Origin of the sequence: Streptomyces sp. NPDC019890, from assembly GCF_044903445.1 — a bacterium.
Classification (GTDB): domain Bacteria; phylum Actinomycetota; class Actinomycetes; order Streptomycetales; family Streptomycetaceae; genus Streptomyces.
Genome location: NZ_JBJDQK010000006.1, coordinates 394,128 through 411,033, shown reverse-complemented (window position 1 = coordinate 411,033; position 16,906 = coordinate 394,128). Strand labels below are relative to the sequence as shown.

At 66.9% G+C, this 16,906-nt stretch carries 9 protein-coding genes; 6 read left to right on the top strand and 3 right to left on the bottom strand.

Features of this window, described 5'->3' with window-relative positions:
• Positions 1–171 precede the first annotated feature (171 nt).
• A complete protein-coding gene (locus tag ACI2LP_RS19465; RefSeq protein ID WP_404725717.1) occupies positions 172–8,856 on the bottom strand; it encodes a DNRLRE domain-containing protein in 8,685 nt (2,894 codons plus the stop codon).
• Positions 8,857–9,210: 354 nt separating this feature from the next.
• On the opposite strand from ACI2LP_RS19465, the gene ACI2LP_RS19460 reads away from it, so the two are divergent.
• Positions 9,211–9,708, top strand: coding sequence for a hypothetical protein (locus ACI2LP_RS19460; protein WP_404725716.1), 498 nt, complete (start codon positions 9,211–9,213; stop codon positions 9,706–9,708).
• Positions 9,709–9,841: 133 nt separating this feature from the next.
• Here the strand turns inward: ACI2LP_RS19460 and ACI2LP_RS19455 are convergent, their stop codons facing one another.
• Both ACI2LP_RS19455 and ACI2LP_RS19450 read right to left on the bottom strand, forming a co-directional pair.
• Positions 9,842–10,426, bottom strand: a complete 585-nt coding sequence (locus ACI2LP_RS19455; protein WP_404725715.1) for a hypothetical protein — start codon at positions 10,424–10,426, stop codon at positions 9,842–9,844.
• Positions 10,427–10,832: 406 nt separating this feature from the next.
• Entirely contained in the window at positions 10,833–12,455 is a 1,623-nt protein-coding gene (locus ACI2LP_RS19450) for a glycoside hydrolase family 20 protein (protein ID WP_404725714.1), read from the bottom strand.
• A gap of 278 nt (positions 12,456–12,733) precedes the next feature.
• Between ACI2LP_RS19450 and ACI2LP_RS19445 the strand changes: the two genes are divergently transcribed.
• The 5 genes from ACI2LP_RS19445 (at position 12,734) to ACI2LP_RS19425 (ending at position 16,903) form a co-directional block, all read left to right on the top strand.
• Positions 12,734–13,318, top strand: a complete 585-nt coding sequence (locus ACI2LP_RS19445; protein WP_404725713.1) for a 2-oxo-4-hydroxy-4-carboxy-5-ureidoimidazoline decarboxylase — start codon at positions 12,734–12,736, stop codon at positions 13,316–13,318.
• Between the two features lie 167 nt (positions 13,319–13,485).
• Positions 13,486–13,866: a succinate dehydrogenase, cytochrome b556 subunit gene (gene sdhC / locus ACI2LP_RS19440; protein WP_404725712.1), complete on the top strand. Its 381-nt coding sequence runs from the start codon at positions 13,486–13,488 to the stop codon at positions 13,864–13,866.
• A gap of 8 nt (positions 13,867–13,874) precedes the next feature.
• Positions 13,875–14,372 (top strand): succinate dehydrogenase hydrophobic membrane anchor subunit, encoded by a 498-nt coding sequence (locus ACI2LP_RS19435; protein ID WP_404725711.1) that lies wholly within the window; start codon positions 13,875–13,877, stop codon positions 14,370–14,372.
• Positions 14,373–14,390: 18 nt separating this feature from the next.
• Entirely contained in the window at positions 14,391–16,145 is a 1,755-nt protein-coding gene (sdhA, locus tag ACI2LP_RS19430) for a succinate dehydrogenase flavoprotein subunit (RefSeq protein WP_404725710.1), read from the top strand.
• Positions 16,145–16,903, top strand: a complete 759-nt coding sequence (locus ACI2LP_RS19425) for a succinate dehydrogenase iron-sulfur subunit (RefSeq protein WP_404725709.1) — start codon at positions 16,145–16,147, stop codon at positions 16,901–16,903. Before sdhA ends, ACI2LP_RS19425 begins: the two co-directional genes overlap by 1 nt.
• The last annotated feature ends 3 nt before the right edge of the window (positions 16,904–16,906 follow it).

Sequence of the window (16,906 nt, the reverse complement as noted above, 5' to 3'; positions counted from 1 at the left end):
CTCCTGTCTCGGCTGGATGCCCAATCCAAGATCACTTCGCCGGGCATCGCCACGATAGTGGCAGGCTCACCCTACCCAAACGGGGCGTTGCCCGGGCGCCCCCTCAAGAGGGCTTGGCACCCGGGCAACGCCATCGATTTCACGCGAATTGACCGCTTCGCCGCCGAACGGCTAGAAGGCAGCCGCTCCGCCCGTAATCAGCCCCCCGGCCAGGGGGAATAGGAAGGGGTCGTCGGCGACCCCGATACCGGTGAGATCGTCCGCGGCGGCAACCGCTCCGACGACGACTCCGGTTCCCATCAGCAGCGCACCCGTCAGCCAGCTCGGCCTGCTGGCGGGCTCCTTCGCCGGCTCCGGCTCAGGGGCGGGGCGCGTCTCGATCTCCCGTGTGTTGTACGCGATCACCGAGGACGACCTGGCGGACGGCCATGCCGTTACCCACTCGGCGCCCTTCCTCCAGTTCACGCCGGCCTGTGCCGGGAATGCGAATCCGGCTTTTACCTTGCGGGTGTCGTTATTCGCCTTCAGCTGCTTCTGGAGTGCCTTTACCTTGTTCTCGACGTCCTTCTTCCCTCCTCGTTCCGCCGAGCCTCCAGCATGCTTGGAGTCCCAGATGTAAACGGTGGTGTCAGTCCAGTAGATCAGGTCCGCGTATCCGACGTTCGCGCCTGGGTTTTGGCTCGAGCCGCCGCTGATCGCGTTACGCGGATTCCTCAGTCCACCGGACTGCTGGAGATCCATTGTCACCTCGCCGCCGCCCATGGGCTGTTCAGACCTCAAGTACCCGGCCACCAGAAGTGTCGCGGTGTCGTGGGCGGAGTTGTAGAGACCGAAATTGCACACCGCGCAGAGGTCGAACGGGTTGTACAGGAAGGTGTTCTCTCGACTGCAGATGGTGCAGGTCCCACCGGGATCCGGCGCCGGCATGTGGCCGTCGAGCTCGACCATGCTCGTCGGATTGCCGCCGGCGAAGGCATAGCGGTTGCTGGTGTACGGGTCGTTGCCGAGGTTCATGTCGGCGAGGGCCCCGTTGTACATGTCCCGGGTGGTGAAGCGGTTCAGCCCCGGGTTGTAGTCACGGAAGCCCATGTCGTACGTGCCCGACTTGGAGTCCCACCGCTTGGCGTTGAACCGGTAGGGGTTGTACGCCTCCTTGGTGGGGTCGCCCGCGTCCGGCTTGTCGATGCCGGTGAACTGATCCTTGTCGTCATTGCCGTAGCCGGTGTAGCCGTAGGTGGCCTTGGTGTCGCCGTTCTTGTCGGTCAGCGTCTCGACGTCGGTGTGGCTGTTGTAGCCGTAGTAGCCGTCCTCCGTCGTGCCGTCGGTGTTGTGCTTGACCTGCGACAGGCGCTCGCCCCACGGGCTGTACTGGTACGACTTGGTCAGCTGACCGGCGACCTTCTCGTCCAGGACCTCTTCGGACAGGCCCAGGTACTCGAAGTCGGTGGTCTTGCCGTCAGCCGTCTTGGTGGCGGTGCGGTCCAACGGGTCGAAGGTGTACTTCGTCGACTTGAGCGCACCCGTGGCGTCCGCCTTCTGGGACTCCACGACGTGGTCGAAGCCGTCGTAGACGCTTCGCTCGATGACCTTGCCGCCGGCAGTGACCGTCTCCTGGCGGCCGTAGGGGTCGTAGGTGTAATTGGCGGTGGAGCCCGACACCGTGGCGGTCAGCAGCCGGTTGCGGTCGTAGTTGAAGGCGGTTGTGGTGCCCTTGACCGTCTGGTTGATGACGTTGGCGTTGTCGTCGTGGACATACGTCTCGGTGCCCGCTGCGGAGCCCGTCCTGACCGACTTGGAAAGGCGGTTGACCGGGTCGTAGGTGTAGTCCGTGGTGGAGTCGAGGTACGCCGCGTGATCGTCGGCGTTCATCTTCTTCGCCACGTCCTGCGCCTTGTTCCCGTTCGGGTCGTAGGCGTAGGTGTGCGAGGCGACCAGCGTGCCGTTCGGCTTCTTCTCCGAGGACGACTTCAGGGACTGGTCGAGGTAGTAGCCGTAGTCGACCGTGTTGCCGTTGGCCTTGGTCTCCTTCAGCTTCAGGCTGCGGTCGGTGTACGTGTAGGACGTGACCTTCGGCGAGGCGTCCGTGGCCGACTTGCCCACCGAGACCGTCTTGACGAGCTCGCGCAGGTCGTAGGTGTACTTGGAGTACTGGTCGGGGTGGCTGACCGTATCCGGCTGACTATTGGCGTCGTACGTGTACGACGTGGCCTTCTTCTCCTGGCCGGCCAGCGCCTCCGTCACCTTCTGAACCTGGTTGGTGCCGGTGTACGTCACCGTGTAGGCGTCGATCTTCGCTCCGGACGAGGTGTCGTCGATCGACGTCATGTTGCCGTTGACGTCATAGGCGTACGTGAACGACCGCTTCTCGGTGTCCGCCGCATCACCCGTGGTGTCCCGGACCAGCTTCACGCCGTCCGCGACCGCGATGCCGCCGCTGTTCTGGTCCAGCTTGAGCTTGGCGTCCTCGCCCTGCGTCAGGCTGTACGAGCCGAGGCTGACCCACGTGCCGGTGTTCGCATTCTGGTCCTTGGTGACCGACGGTTCTGTCGTCGCACCATGGCTGAGGGTGTACTTCGCCGTGGTGGCGGCGCCGGTAACCTTCGGGAACTTCACATACGCGGTGTACGTGCCGTCCTTGGGGATGTTCAGCGTCCACGTGAAAGCGTCCGTGCCACTGCCCGCCGCGTGCGTGCGGTGGTTGTAGCCCTGCTGCCCGGTGATGTCTCCCGTCGCCCATGTACCCGTGGAGGAGGTGTTCTGGGTGTCGGAGTTGTCCACCAGGACCACGGACTTGCCAGCAGGCACGCCATCGTCCGACTTGGACTTCAGCTTGCCGTCGGGGTAGTACGTCCACGACATGGTGCGCTCCGAGGAGCCACCCGCCGAGGTCAGGGTGCGGCTGGTCTGCAGACCGAGCTCGTTGTACTCGTAGGTGCTGGCAATGTCCCACGGGTCCGTCGACTTCTTGGTCCAGCCGTTGTCGAAGTACTCGAAGGACGTGTCGTTGCGGACCGTCTCGCCCTCGGACGGCGGAAGGGAGGTCTTGGCGACCCTGCCCAACGCGTCATAGTCCGTGCGGGTGTAGACGTTCGGGTTGTTGTAGCGGGCATCCGCCGGGTCGTAGGGCTGGAACTGCTTGACCGGACGGTTCAGCGCGTCGTACTCGGTGCGCGCGGTGAAGTCGTCCGCCGCCGCGGTCGCCACACCCCGCGGAGAGATCACCTTGGTGGTGTTGCCGACCTGGTCGTACTCGTACTTGGTCGACCGGTAGGTGACCGGCGAGTTGCCGTCGTACGGGACCTTGACCTCGGTCCGCTTGCCCCGCTCGTCATAGGTGATGAGCGTGGTGTTCTGCTCGGCGTCCGTCGCGGAGACGACCAGCGAGTCCTTGTCGTAGGTCTGGGACGTCGACTTCCCTGCCGCGTCCGTGACCGATATGACCCGGTGGTTCAGGTCATAGGAAGTCTTGGCCGTGAAGTCGGTGGTGTCCGCGGTCGCGTTCTTCTTGGGGTCGATGACCGTGACGGCGTTGCCGACGTTGTCGAACTCGTACGAGATCTTGTCGCCCGCGGCGTTCACCACGGAGGTGAGCTGGTAGATCGCGTCGTAGTTGTTGGTGGTGAGGTAGTCGGCCGCGTCCGCCGTGGTCAGCGAACCCTTCGGCTCGGTCGTCGTCTTGAGGTTGCCGACCTTGTCGTAGGTGTAGAGCGACTTGCGCTCGTCCGAGGTGGTGGTGTCCTTCGGCGCGGTCGCAGAGGAGATCTGGTCCGCGTCGTCGTACACCGCCGTGGACACGGCGCCGTTCGGTGACGTTGACGTGGTGATGTTGTCGTTGGCGTCATACACCGGCGCCGGCGTCGTGATGAGGACGCCCGCCGCCTGGTCCTTGGGCACCGTCTGGACCAGCGGACGCCCGAAGGTGTCGTAGGTCTGCGTGGTCTTCTTGCCCAGCGCGTCGGTGACCTCGGTGACCTGGCCCCGCTCGTCGTAGACAAAGGACGAGGACTTGTTCAGCGAGTCCGTGATGGTCGCCGGGTAACCGGTCGGCCCGAAGCCACTGTTGGTGGTCGGGTTGCCGTTGGCGTCGATGGACTTGGTCTGCTGACCGTAGGCGTCGTACTCGTACGACGTGGTGTAGTCCCCGGCCGTCGCCGTGGCGACACCCTTCGGATCGGTGACCGTCTTCAGATTGCCGAAGGTGTCATAGCCGAACTGCCAAGTGCGGCCCTCCGGCGAGATCTTGCGGTAAAGATCGGCCGAGAATCCGTCCAGACGGGTCTGGTACTCGAACTTCTGGCTGTTGGCCGGGTACGTGCCCGGGGCGCAGTCCGAGGACGGCGGGACACCGGCCTTGTTGAACTCCGCGGTGCGCTGCCAGAGCGGGTAGCCCGTCTTCTGGTCGTAGCAGAACGCGGTCTTGGCGCCGTTGTCCTCCTCCAGATAGGTGACGTTGTTGTCGGCGTCCCACGACATCTTCGTGGTCTGCGACTTGGCGTTGGTGGTCTGCACCGGACGGTAGAAGTCGTCGGTCACATAGACCGAGGCGTGATTCTCGGCGTCCGTCACCGTGGTGTCGTTGAACTTCGTGTTGCCCGCGTTCACGGCGTACGCGAAGCCCGTCGTGCCCTGCAGACGGTCTGTGATCGTCTTGGTCCACCAGTGGTACTTCGGGTCGTCGCCGGTCTGCGGGGCGTAGTAGGCCAGGCTGGTGGCCTTGCCGCGCGGGTCGGTGGCCTTGACCAGCTTGACGTTCTTGTTGCCCTGGGTGGCGTCGTAGGTGAACTTGAACACCTTGGGCTGGGCGGAGCCGTCGCCGTCGGTGAACTGCCCGAGCAGGCCCTTGTCGGTGTAGTAGAAGGAGACCTTGCGGCCCGAGATGTCCGTCATGGACTTCACGTGGTCGTAGATCTTGGAGTTGGTGAGGTTGGTGCCGGTGACCTTGGCGCCGGTGGCATCGATGTAGTCGTAGGTCGCGTCACCCTTGTTGTAGTAGGTGACGGTCATCGACTGGCGACCGGCCGGGTCGGTGATGTACTTGAGGAACTTGGTCGGCTTGTTGTTGGACTTGCGCTCCTCGTACGTGAACGTCTGCGTGTTGCCGTTCTTGTCGATCGCAGACGTCATGTAACCGTCGCAGCCGAACAGGAAGCGGGTGCCGTCCGGGCGGGTGAGCGTCCAGGCGTCCGGGACCGGGTCCTTGGAGGGCTTGCAGTCCAGGCCGGACTTCATCGTGACCTTGTAGTGGACGCCTGCCGGTGCCTTCCAGCTGCCGTCGGGCTGCTTGCTGAAGATGTGCGTGGTGCCGTCGCCGTCGGGGAGACGGATCTCCGTCGGGTTGGGGTTGGGGTGGAAGTCCAGCGGAGCCCCGAGACGGATCGGACCGGCGGCCTGGCCGGACCAGCCCGCACCCAACACCGTGTCCGATGTGTCGAGGGAGTTGTACGCGAACCGCGCGAAGGTATTGAGGCCCCGTCCCGGGTTGGTGAACACGTTGTAGGACCACACGCTGTTACCGGACGCGAGGTTGTTCATCACACTCGAGCCGGCGCCGGTGTTCTTGCCGGTGTACGAGTAGAACTTCTCCAGCCCCAGGCTGTTGGAGGTCGGGTCTTCGACCGCCACGTTCTGCTTCAGTGACGGGATGGCGGGGGTGCCGGCCGACAGCCAGCTGCCGTCCGAGATCTTGCGGACGTCCCAGCCCAACACGTACTCGGTGCGCTTGGAGCCGTTGTCCGAGTTGATGGGCGTCTTGACCTGCGCCTGGATCGTGGCCGACTTGCCCGGCAGCAGGGCAGGGATCGCCGTCGACAGCTGGTTGCCGCCATTGGTCATGTCCGTGCCGTCGGGCAGCTTCCAGGTGTACGACAACTGCCGCTCACCCGCGGCCCACGCCGAAGCGGTCGTGTTCGTGACCGTGAAGTCCACCGTGTACGTGGAGTTCGGCGTCATCCGCGCCGGCGTCTGCGGCGCGTAGTACGTGTCCTCCGTGGTGGAGTCGACGTAGATGACCTGCATGTACGGCCGCAGCTGCGGGTCGGAAGCCTCCGACGACAGGAACAGGGTGCGCTCCTGCGGGCCGGTGGTCGTCTCGTCCTTCAGCTTGACGGCCACGCCCTTGTTGCCCGTGGGCGTCTTGACCCAGGACTGCATCAGGCCGGTGGCGTCCCACCAGTGCCGCCCGACCTCGTCCGTGATCTGCGGGACGGTGTCCGAGACGGTGGCGGACATGTCGCCGCCCGGCGTGGTCCACGCCGTCGTCGCCGTCGCGTTGTTCCAGGTCGCTGTCGTGTCGGTGAAGTCCCGGGTCAGCGCGTGGAGTTCGTAGATCGCACCATTGGTGGTGCTGGTGGTCTCCGCGCCCCACATGTACAGCTTGTTCTCCAGCACCGTCGCGGTGCTGGGAATGCCGGTGGTGGGGAACTTCAGCACGGCACGCGTCTTGCCGTACGTGGTGGAGTTGTTGCCGACGCTCAGCCAGGTCTGGCCCACGCCGAAGGACTGGATCGCGTTCTGGTTGGTGGTCGGCTGCTGCGAGGACAGCGTCGTGTCCGTCTGACCGGACTGGATGATCTTCATCGTCCGGCCGGCCTTCGGGATGCCCACCACCCGGGTCGGCGACCCGAGCAGCTCACCGCCCTTGGTCTTGACCGCCAGCTGGTAGAAGTACGACTTGCCGATCTCCGACGAGCTGGAGTCCGGGGTCGGCACCGCGGTGGTGTCCGTGTACGCGGTCGTGGTCGAGGGGATCGGCGCGATGAGCGTCGCCGCGGACGGCGTGAAGACCTGCTGCGTGGAACGGTGCAGCTGGTACTCGACGATGTCGTCGTTCGCCACGCCACCTGTGTTGACGTACGCCGGCCAGGACAGCTCCGGGCCCGTGCCGTGCACCACGGTCGGGGAGTTCAGCGCCGTGCCGACCTTCCCGTAGGTGACGGTCAGCCGCGGAATGGTCGAGGTCTCGCCGCCGTAGGAGTTGCCGTCGCCCGCCTCGTAGCGCGGGCCGCCGGTCGGCGCGGTGCCCGACTCGTCGGTGGCCTTCAGTACGAACCCGTAGTTCGGGGCGGTACCGGACACCCACTTCTGGACGGTGTCGGCGACCGGGAAGTCGTGCCACAGGTTGTACTTGCCGACGGGCTTCACGATCTGGGCCGGGTTCACCAGCCGGATCGAGTCCGCCAGGGTGCGCGTGGTCGAACTGCCGGTGTCACCCAGCACGATCTTGCCCGCGTTGCCCTTGGCGAAGCTGTACTCGGCGGCGTCCAGGGTCTTCCAGACCCCACCCGTCCCGGTCTGGTTGACCGTGTAGTTCTTCGTGCCGCCGTTGTACGTGACGGTGTACGGCGCGGCCGTGGCCGCGTCGGAGGCCGCCGGGTAGTGCACATCCACCCGGTAGGAGTCGGTCTCCGGGACCTGCGGCTGCCAGGTGTACTTCTCGCCCGTCAGCGCGTTCTTGTTGTAGGCGAAATCGTCATTGGTCGCGGCCCCACCGGTGGTGGTGCCTCCCGGCCACTCGCCGACCGCCGCCGTACCGGTGTCCCCGTCGTCCTGCTGGACGGTGGTGCCGGACAGCTCACCCACCAGCGCACTGGTGTTGGACCAGTTCGCACCCGCCTCGGTCCACGAACCCGTCGCCCGGTGCGCCTCGATCGTCACGGCGTTGGCGTTGGTGGTGTGCGCCTGGTCGTAGTACATCGACAGCCGCGCGGCATCGACCTTCACGCCTGCCGGGATCTCACTCAGCGGGAACTGAATCAGCGAGCGGGCGATGCCCGTGTCCGTCTTGCCGGCCGAGAGCTTCCACGTGGTGTTGAAGTTCACCGACGGCTGGTCGGACAGGACCATCGTGTCCTGCGAGTCCGTCGGCGACGGCGCGATGGTGATCGTCGGGTCGATCACCACCGGGTACTGACGCTCCTTCGCCGCCAGCCACTTGGTGTCCGGCGTGAGTGTCAGCTTCCAGTTCCTGCCGTCGCGGGCGAGCTTCTGGCTGACCTTGGTGGAGTACGTACCACCGGTCGGCGACAGCGCGTCCTTCTTGGCGTCCGTCATGTACGGCGCCGGAATCACCATCACCGGAGTGTTCGGGAGCTCACCGAACAGCGCGACCGAACCGTCCTTGCCGGCCTTCGGCGTCAGGCCGTCGGTGTTCAGCGTGAAGGTGTACGACACCGGGCCGGCCGGAGCCGCGTCCAGGACGACGTTCTCCTTGACCTGCCCCCGGCCCACCACGTACTGCAGATCCGCGCCGGAAACAGCGTCCTTGTACGTGACGGTCTCGCCCTTGGCCTGCGGCTTCAGCGACGTGCCGGCACCCTTCAGACCCATCGTGACCGAGCGGCCGTTCGGCGCCCCGAAACGCAGCAGCTTCTCGGCGTCGGAACCGAACCAGCTCTGGCCCGTGTTCGTCGTGTTGGCGAAGTCGAAGCCCTTCGCCGTCGTCGGCCTCAGCGCCGTGTCGATCGGCTTCCAGGACTTCCCGGACTTGTACGAGACCGGCACGGCCGCCAGCTCCGCCTCGACCCGGCCGTCCGACAGCTGCCAGAACCGCGCCTGCGGCGTACGGCGGTTCGTCAGCTCCTTGACCCGCTTGGCCTTCGGAAGCTTCTTGCCCTTCGGCAGCTTCTCGCGGCTGGGTATCTCCAGCTTCCCGCCGACCGGCGGCCTGTCCGCCTCCTGGTCGTCGTCGTCCGAGAACCAGCCCTTGACGGTGTCGACAATCCCCTTGCCGTCGTCATTCGCCGACGACGCCGGGGCCGCATACGCGACCTGCGGCAGCAGCGTTCCCGCTATCGCCGACACGACGAGACAGGAGATATATCTCCCGTACGGAACTTTCACCTCGTTACCCTTCCGCATCGGCGACCAATTCGCCGCATGCGAAATGGGCACGCCGAATGAGCCGACCCGGAGGTTTCCGGCCGACGTGACTCATTGCTCCACAACTGCGAACTGGCAGTTCACGGCTGTGGCGGCGTGATTTCTAATCACCTGAGTGATGCCCCGTCAACCCCGGGGACATTAGGGACAGTTGGCCCCCGAAAAGGGCGTCGATTCGCCCGTTTCTTCCGCTCGCTCGCGGCAGGCGGATCGCGTCGTGTATAAACGCCCGGTTCCGCACAGAGTCAATTCGCCGAAAGCCGGTCCCTTATGCCATCCACGGAATCCGCCGAGTCCACTGAGTCCCTTGAGTCCATAGAGTCCGTAGAGCCCGTGGAGTCCGCCGAAGCGACCGAAGCCTCGGATCTGATCGACGTCGCGGAGCCCGAGAACGCCGAGAAGGGCCGTGCCGACGCCCGCCCGGACCGGCGTGGCCTGATCATCGCCGCAGTCGTGCTGCTCGCCTGCGGCGGACTCATCGGCTACGGCTTCCTCAACACTCCCGAGAAGCCGAAGTCCCGCGCCGTCCCGACGGCCGAGGTGACCTATGAGGTGACCGGAAGCGGCACGGCCGAGCTCTCCTACCTCGCGCGCAGCGAGTCCGGCGAGGCAACCGTGGAGAAGGGCGTCACGCTGCCCTGGAAGAAGACCGTCCAGGTGCCGCTCGGCAAGGCACCGACCGTCGCCCTCGTCCTCGACGGGAAGGGCGGCCAGGCCAGTTGCACGCTCGCCATCCGCGGCAAGCACGTGCAACGTGCCACCGCGTCCGGCAACTTCGGGCGAGCGACCTGCACCGGCGAGTTGCCGGCCGGCGAGCGCGGCGAGCACTGAGGCCCGCTCGTCTCATCTCTGCGGCTCCCCGGGCGGGCACGGGACAGGGCGTACGGAAACCGGAGCCGGGCACGCTCGTGCCCCTAGCCGGCCCGAGGACACAGCCGTCCGCGGCAGCCCCCATCCGCGCGGGTCAGCGCTTGACGCGAGCCCGGCGCGAGACGACCGCGCGCAGCACGCGCTGGCCCTCGATCGAGACATCCAGCGCCTGGCGCAGTCCGACGCCGCCCCGGGCCTCCGCGAGGATCTCCAGGATCTGGATCTGGCGGCGCAGTTCACCGGCAACGAGCGGTCCCGCGCCGTCCGGCTCGCCCTCGCGGCAGCGCGCGAGCACCTGGACGACATCGGCCGCGGCCGGCTCGTCGGCCCCGGGGCCCGCGTCGAAGCGGTGGTGGAGTTCGAGCGCGGCCACGGAGCAGTCGTCCGCCCACTCGCGCAGCGGGTCCGCCGCCCACTCGGAGGGCGCGGCGCCGAGCATCTGCCGTACGAGCGTGGCGGCTTCGTCGTCGACGGCCTCGCTCTCCATGGTCGCTCTGGCCTCGGCGAGCCGTCCCGACCAGTCCTCCTCGCCCTCCACCAGGCCCGACCACAGCGGACGCAGCGCGTCGGCCTCCGACGCGAGCAGCGGCAGACAACGATCCAGGCAGGCGAGCCCACTCGCGGCCAGGCCTCGCTCATCCGCCTGTGCGATCAGTTCCCTCAGGCTCTTCGACGCCACCGGACGACTCCCATCACTGACGCAGTACTCCTCTTACTGCGCCCCGTGGCTCAAATGCGTCACTCCTCCGTGCCAGGAATCCCCAGTTCCTTCCAGCAATAGGAAGCAGAATTCCTCGGCACAGGCCGCGGACCGCATGGCGCAAAATACCCCCTTCGGCGCCTCTGCCGCCACAGTCCCGCCAAGCCGACGCCGAGCATTCACCATACGCAACTCGTACACATATACGGCACAGCTCTGTTACCTTCTGCGCCACGGAACTCGGCCTGCAGAGCGCCCTGCTGAGAGCGCCGCGGCCTGAATTCCCGCGGTGTGGGCCCGCACACCCCCGAGCGGACCCACATCGCGATCCCTTCCGCCGGCCGCTCAGCGACCGCTCACTGCGCCGCTCAGCCCGCAGGCCCGCTCAGCCCGCGAGGCCCAGCTTGCGCGCCAGCGCCTCGAAGGACTGCCAGCTGCGCTCCGGAGGGCGCGGGTCCCACAGTTTCTGCGCCGTCGCAGCCAGTGGCATGGCGATGCCGCGCGCCACCTGCTCCTGGGTCTGGGAATTGGCGAGGTCGCACCAGACCGCGAACCGGCCGCCCAGTATCTGGTCCGAGTACGTGCGCGACACCGGCTGGGTGCCACGGATCACGAAGGGCGTCCACTGCTCGTATATCCGGCGGCCCGTCGGATATACGAAGGTCTGCGGCTGTCCGAGCACGTAGTACAGATACTCGTCATTGACATTGACCAGCCGCCGGCCCTCGCGCAGATACTCCTGCGGCGGGCGCGCGCCGATCTCCTTGCCGGTCCAGTACTCGACCTCGAGGTCCCTGTCCGCCCTGACCACACCGCCCCGGAAGAACCCGTCGTTCCATGCCTTGAGCTTGCGTCCCAGGGGGCGCAGCACCGCCGCGCGGTCGTTCACCCAGGCCGCGGCCAGGTCCTGGACCCGCCCCTGCGGCCCGTACTTCTGCCGGGCCAGGGCCGCCAGCTGCGGGAAGGACGCCTCCGGGTTCTTCCGGACCAGCGCCTGGTACTCGTCGCCGCCCAGATGCCAGTACGCGCCGCCGAACAGCTCCGCGTACTCCCGCAGCAGCTCGTCCACGATCCGCGCGGACCCCTCCTGCCCGATGTCGATCGCCCCGGGCACCGTCCTGCCCGCCGCATCCCTCAGCCGCAGCTGCGGATGCGCGGCGAGCACCGCGCCCAGATGGCCCGGGGAGTCGATCTCAGGGATGACCGTGATGTGCAGGCGCGTGGCAAGAGAAAGGATTCTGCGCACCTCGTCCTTGGTCAGGTGCTCGCGCGAGACCACCTCGGGATGCGAGTCGGACGCGATGCGGAAGCCCTGGTCGTCGGAGAAGTGCAGGCCCAGCTGGTTGAGCTTGAGGTCGGCCATCTCGCGCAGCCGCGCCTCGATCCAGGCCGCGGTGAAGTGCTTGCGCGCGATGTCGACCATCAGTCCGCGCTGCGGCCGGTCGGGACGGTCTCGTACGACACCCTCCGGCATCGCCCCGCCCGACCTCACCGCCTGCTTGAGCGTCCGGGTCCCGTAGAAGACCCCGGCCTCGGCGGCACCGGTGATCCGGACCCGGCCGCTGCGTGCGCTCACGGTGTACGACTCGGGCCCGCCCTTCCCCGCGGCATCCAGCGCCAGCTCGACATCGCCCGCCCTGGCGGGCACCGCGCCCCGGTAGCCGAGCTTCAGCTCGCCGGCCAGCAGCCGCCCCTCGTCGGCGAGCACCTCGCTGCCCCGGGCGACGACGACCCCGCCGCCGGGGCCGGGACGCCAGCCCGGACCGCGGGCCGGTTCGTGCGTACGCACGGAAGGGATGGTGGCGGGCGCCACCGAGAGGGGGTACGTCCTGGACGGTTGGGGAGACGGACTCACCGCGGCGGGAGTCTTCGCCTCGGCGCCCCTGGCCTTCGCGGATTCGCCGCTCGAGCAGCTGGTCAGGGTTATCGAGAAGGCCGCGGTCGCGGCCAGGACTGCTCCGGCGAACCGGGCATGCCCTGAGTGCCGTATCACTCGGATACCTCCCATATGCGTCGGATCTACGGCGAAACACCCCCGTACATCGTCCATCACATGAGTCGAAACTCTCCCGTCCGGGTGAAAATCGCGCATCCGTCGGACAGCTCGTCGCGCGCATGGATAGCGTTGCGCCTCAGCGCCCCGGCAGACCCAGCACGCACATCGGCCACCCACGCCCCTGGCCCAGATTCACGACGACCGCAGTGCCCAGTCCCTTGCGGTACAGCCGTCCCGCTGTCCTTTTCGAGGAGCCCACGCTGTCCAGCGAATCCCACGCCGGCCTCCCGATGCGACCGCCGACACTCCACCACACTTCACCCGCCCTCGCCTCTTCGGGCCCGCCCTCCCCACCGTCCCCGCTGCCCGCCCAGCGCCACGGCACTCCCGGTCTCGACCGCTTCAACACCGCCGCTGCCGGCGCCGCCGAAGCCGCACTCCTCGCCTGCTGCGGCAGCCGCCGCTGGGCCCAGCGCCTGGTCGCCCACCGCCCCTACCCCGATCTCGACGCACTCCTCGCCGCCGCCGACGAGGCCAGCTACGACCTCTCCCCCGCCGATCTCGCCGAGGCCCTCTCCGACGAGTCCTCCGCCGGTGTGCACCCGGGCGCACCCCCGGCCGCGCACACCGCGCTGGCCGCCGCCCACGCCGCGTACGAGAGCCGGTTCGGCCACGCCTTCGTGATCTGCCTCGACGGGTTCCGCCCGGAGGAGTATCTCGACCAGGTACTGGCCGGTATCCGCGCCAGGCTCGGCCACGAAAGAGACGAGGAGCGGGCCCTCTCCGCCGAGGAGCTGCGCGGCCTCGCCCGCACCCGACTGGCACATGTAGTGGCCAACCATCCGGAATCAGACGTCGCCGGGGCTTCCCGATAGCCCGTCCGAGGCTGTTTGATTGCCTGTTTGATCACACCTATGGACCCCGGGCGAGCGAACCGACAAGTCGTCGCTACGATGGCCGGGGCCGGTGGACCGTACCCGGCCGGGCCAGACCGACAGAGAAGCCGGCATGGCCCCAATCCCCGCTTTCGGAGGGTTCTTCCGTGCCGGCTGGAACGCTGTACCGCGGCCGGGAAGGAATGTGGTCCTGGGTGGCTCATCGAGTCACCGGCGTCCTCATTTTCTTCTTCCTGTTCGTACACGTGCTGGACACCGCTCTCGTCCGCGTCTCGCCCGAGGCCTATGACGATGTCGTTGCCACGTACAAGACGCCGATCGTCGCGCTGCTCGAATACGGCCTGGTGGCCGCGATTCTCTTCCACGCGCTCAACGGCCTGCGTGTCATCGCCGTGGACTTCTGGTCCAAGGGCCCGCGCTACCAGAAGCAGATGTTCTGGACCGTGCTGGCCATCTGGTTCGTGCTGATGGTGGGCGCCCTGTACCCGGTGCTCGGCCACGCCGTACGTGAACTGTTCGGGAGCTGAGCCAGACCATGTCTTCGAACAACACAGTCGCCGAGACCTCCGCCGTCGGGCCCGTCGAGGGCGGCGAGCCTGTCCTCCGATTCGACACAGACAACCCGGCCCCGTACATCGAGGCCCCGCGCAAGCGCACCGGGAAGACCCCGAAGGCGACCCGCGGCAACTTCGAGATGGCCGCATGGCTCTTCATGCGTCTGTCCGGCATCGTCCTGGTCGTCCTCGTCATCGGCCACCTGCTGATCCAGCTGGTGCTCGACGGCGGTGTCTCCAAGATCGGCTTCGCCTTTGTGGCCGGCCGCTGGGCCTCCCCGTTCTGGCAGGTCTGGGATCTGCTGATGCTGTGGCTTGCCATGCTGCACGGCGCCAATGGCCTGCGTACCGTCATCAATGACTACGCGGAGCGTGCCAACACGCGCCTGTGGCTCAAGGGCCTGCTGTACACCGCCACGGTGTTCACCATCCTTCTGGGCACGCTGGTGATCTTCACCTTCGACCCGAACATCCGCTAAAGCCGGGGCTGACGACCAATGAAGATCCACAAGTACGACACCGTCATCGTCGGCGCCGGCGGCGCCGGTATGCGCGCGGCCATCGAGTCGACCAAGCGCAGCCGTACCGCCGTGCTGACGAAGCTCTACCCGACCCGCTCCCACACGGGCGCCGCGCAGGGCGGCATGGCCGCCGCGCTCGCCAATGTGGAGGAGGACAACTGGGAGTGGCACACCTTCGACACGGTCAAGGGCGGTGACTACCTGGTCGACCAGGACGCCGCCGAGATCCTGGCGAAGGAGGCCATCGACGCGGTCCTGGACCTCGAGAAGATGGGCCTGCCGTTCAACCGCACCCCGAACGGCACCATCGACCAGCGCCGCTTCGGCGGCCACTCGCGCAACCACGGCGAGGCCCCGGTCCGCCGGTCCTGCTACGCCGCGGACCGCACTGGCCACATGATCCTCCAGACGCTGTACCAGAACTGCGTCAAGGAGGGCGTGGAGTTCTTCAACGAGTTCTACGTCCTGGACCAGCTGATCACCGAGGTCGACGGCGTCAAGAGGTCGGCGGGCGTGGTCGCGTTCGAGCTGGCCACCGGCGAGATCCACATCTTCCAGGCGAAGGCCGTCATCTACGCCTCCGGCGGCACCGGCAAGTTCTTCAAGGTGACCTCCAACGCGCACACGCTCACCGGTGACGGCCAGGCGGCCTGCTACCGGCGCGGTCTGCCGCTGGAGGACATGGAGTTCTTCCAGTTCCACCCGACGGGCATCTGGCGCATGGGCATCCTCCTCACCGAGGGCGCCCGCGGCGAGGGCGGCATCCTTCGCAACAAGGACGGCGAGCGCTTCATGGAGAAGTACGCGCCCGTCATGAAGGACCTCGCCTCGCGTGACGTCGTCTCGCGCTCCATCTACACGGAGATCCGCGAGGGCCGCGGCTGCGGCCCCGAGGGCGACCACGTCTACCTGGACCTGACCCACCTGCCGCCGGAGCAGCTGGACGCCAAGCTCCCGGACATCACCGAGTTCGCGCGTACGTACCTCGGCATCGAGCCCTACACGGACCCGATCCCGATCCAGCCGACCGCGCACTACGCCATGGGCGGCATCCCCACGAACGTCGAGGGTGAGGTCCTCAGCGACAACACCACCGTCGTCCCGGGCCTGTACGCCGCCGGTGAGGTCGCCTGCGTCTCGGTGCACGGCGCCAACCGCCTGGGCACCAACTCGCTGCTGGACATCAATGTCTTCGGCAAGCGGGCGGGTATCGCCGCCGCCGAGTACTCCGCGAAGCACGACTACGTGGAGCTTCCCGAGAACCCGGCCTCGCTGGTCGAGGCGCAGGTCGAGCGACTGCGCAGCTCCACGGGCAAGGAGCGGGTGGCGGACATCCGCCGCGAGCTGCAGGAGACCATGGACGCGAACGTCATGGTGTTCCGCACCGAGCAGACGATCAAGACCGCGGTCGAGAAGATCGGCGAGCTGCGCGACCGCTACAAGCACGTGTCCATCCAGGACAAGGGCAAGCGTTTCAACACGGACCTGCTCGAAGCCATCGAGCTGGGCAACCTGCTCGACCTGGCCGAGGTCATGGCCGTCTCGGCGCTGGCCCGCAAGGAGTCCCGCGGCGGTCACTACCGCGAGGACTTCCCGAACCGCGACGACGTCAACTTCATGCGCCACACCATGGCGTACCGCGAGGTGGGCGACGACGGCATCGAGTCCATTCGTCTCGATTACAAGCCGGTCGTCCAGACCCGCTACCAGCCGATGGAGCGTAAGTACTGATGGCTACCCCGACCCTGGACAAGGTGGAGGCGGAAGCCGCCGCCTCGCCGTACATCACGGTCACCTTCCGGATCCGCCGCTTCAACCCCGAGGTCTCCGACGAGGCCCAGTGGCAGGACTTCCAGATCGAGATCGACCCGAAGGAGCGTGTGCTCGACGGTCTCCACAAGATCAAGTGGGACGTCGACGGCTCGCTCACCTTCCGGCGCTCCTGCGCGCACGGCATCTGCGGCTCCGACGCGATGCGGATCAACGGCAAGAACAGGCTCGCCTGCAAGACGCTGATCAAGGACATCAACCCGGAGAAGCCGATCACGGTCGAGGCCATCAAGGGCCTGACGGTCCTCAAGGACCTGGTCGTGGACATGGAGCCGTTCTTCCAGGCGTACCGGGACGTGATGCCCTTCCTGGTCACGTCCGGCAACGAGCCGACGCGTGAGCGGCTGCAGTCCGCCGAGGACCGCGAGCGCTTCGACGACACCACCAAGTGCATCCTGTGCGCCGCGTGCACGTCCTCGTGCCCGGTGTTCTGGAACGACGGCCAGTACTTCGGCCCGGCGGCGATCGTCAACGCGCACCGGTTCATCTTCGACTCGCGTGACGAGGCCGGGGAGCAGCGCCTGGAGATCCTCAACGACAAGGACGGTGTGTGGCGTTGCCGCACCACGTTCAACTGCACGGACGCCTGCCCGCGTGGCATCGAGGTCACCAAGGCGATCCAGGAAGTGAAGCGCGCGCTGATCACGCGTCGCTTCTGAGGA